The sequence below is a fragment of the Pseudomonas sp. K5002 genome, from assembly GCF_013386655.1.
Classification (GTDB): Bacteria; Pseudomonadota; Gammaproteobacteria; order Pseudomonadales; family Pseudomonadaceae; genus Aquipseudomonas.
On sequence record NZ_JACARK010000366.1, the window covers coordinates 1 to 1052 of the forward strand.

The following is a 1052-nucleotide window of genomic DNA, read 5'->3' on the forward strand; positions in this document are numbered from 1 at the left end:
GTTTGCCGGCCACCATGTCGGGGCTGAAGAACACTTGCAGCGACGTCTGCTGACCCAATTGGCTCAAGGCCGAACCCAGGGACTGGGCCTGGATATGAATGCCATCGTCAGCATAGGCCGCCGGCAGTGCGGCGCTGACGGCCAGCGCCAGGGCGAGGGGTGCCCAGCGGGATGATTTATTGTTTTTCATGGCGAGTTTTTTCACGTCGAACGTAGTCCTGTGATCGCAAGAGAGTGCGGCTGTTAATGCAAACCAGTTGCAGTTGCACAAGAAGACGAAGAACTCGAAAAAAACCTGAATCTATCGCGAAATTATTTCCTGGCTACCGTCCGGCAAGGTGCGCAAGGCCACCGGAAGAATGTGCGGCAAGGCCTTGAGCAAGGCGTCGGTGTCGGTGGATTTGAACACGCTGGTCAAGCGCAGGTTGCTCACCGCGGGCGCGCTGACCCGCAAAGGTTGCTCGCGGTAACGTGAGACCTCCCGAGCCACTTCGCCGAGAGTGGCGTTGTTGAACACCAGCTTGCCGGTGCGCCAGGCCGTGAGCTCTTCAGGGTTGACGGCGTAGGCAGCCGCCACCTGGCCCCGGGTATCCACATGGGTGCCCCGACCGGCCGTGAGCATCACGATGTCATCGGATGAGCGCCCTTGCACTTTGACCGTACCGGCCTCGACCACCACGCGGGTCTGGTCGTCATCGCGGCGCACGTCGAAACGCGTACCGGTGACCGTCACCTGCCCTGCCCCGGCGTCCACCACGAAGGGCCGGCTGGTGTCGTGCTCGACGCTGAACATGGCCTCGCCCTGCTTGAGCTCGATGCCGCGCTGGCCTTTTACATAGTGCACGGCCACCACGCTGCGGCTGTTCAAGTCCATCAGCGAGCCGTCGGGCAACGCCACCTGCCGGTGCTCCCCCAATGCAGTGCGGAACTCGGCGTTATACGTCGCCGGATGATCCAGGCCACTGAACAACCCCAGGCCCAGGGCCACCGCCAGCACACTTGCAGCCACTGCATAACGCAGCACGGGCCGGCGCTTCGCACGCGGCTGCGGG

The 1052-nt window shown here is 62.9% G+C and carries 2 protein-coding genes; both read right to left on the reverse strand.

Features of this window, described 5'->3' with window-relative positions; genetic code table 11:
- On the reverse strand, positions 1 to 205 hold a 205-nt coding region (locus tag HX846_RS17585), incomplete at its 3' end, for a hypothetical protein (RefSeq protein ID WP_256739831.1).
- Positions 206 to 301: 96 nt separating this feature from the next.
- Positions 302 to 1052 (reverse strand): FecR family protein (locus HX846_RS17590; protein ID WP_178965795.1); only part of this gene is annotated, 751 nt, incomplete at its 5' end.